The 630-nt window shown below is 70.5% G+C and carries 1 protein-coding gene; it reads left to right on the forward strand.

All coding sequences use genetic code 11. The features are described from left to right. The first annotated feature begins 9 nt into the window (after positions 1 to 9). Entirely contained in the window at positions 10 to 501 is a 492-nt protein-coding gene (locus QR78_RS31605; RefSeq protein WP_082173952.1) for a DUF2059 domain-containing protein, read from the forward strand. Positions 502 to 630: the final 129 nt, after the last annotated feature.

The following is a 630-nucleotide window of genomic DNA, read 5'->3' on the forward strand; positions in this document are numbered from 1 at the left end:
GCCGCGACCATGGCCAGCCCGGCCCTCGCCCAGACGAAGCCGGCGGCCCCCGCCGCCCCGGCCGCCCCGCAGGCGGGCGCGATCACCCCGAGCCATCTCGCGCTCGCCAAGGAGGTCATGCTCTCCTCCGGTATCGCCCGCTCGTTCGATTCTATCCTCCCGGCCTTCGGCGAGCAGATCCGGCAGGCTGCGGTCACCCGGCCCGAGCTGACCAAGGATCTCAACGAGGTCATCGAGAAGCTGCAGCCCGAGCTCGAGCTGCAGAAGCAGCGCATCATCGACACCGCCTCGCGCATCTACGCCAACAAGCTCTCCGAGGGAGAACTGCGCGACATCGCGACCTTCTTCCGTTCGCCGTCGGGCAAGCGCTACGTCGAGACCCAGCCCCAGGTCCTCGACGACATGGTCCAGGCGATGCAGACCTGGACCCAGGAGGTCTCGGAATACATGATGGTCCGGGTCCGGGCCGAGATGGGCAAGCGCGGCCACCAGCTTCAGTGATCGCCGCGACGCCCGCCGGGACATCGGCCTCGCCAGCCGGCGGGAGAGCCGCGACGCTGGAGCGTCTCGGCGCCGTCGTGATCGCGGCCCTGCCGGCCTGCATGGCGGTCGCCAACCGGTCGAGCCCGG

This window comes from Methylobacterium indicum (assembly GCF_001043895.1).
Classification (GTDB): domain Bacteria; phylum Pseudomonadota; class Alphaproteobacteria; order Rhizobiales; family Beijerinckiaceae; genus Methylobacterium; species Methylobacterium indicum.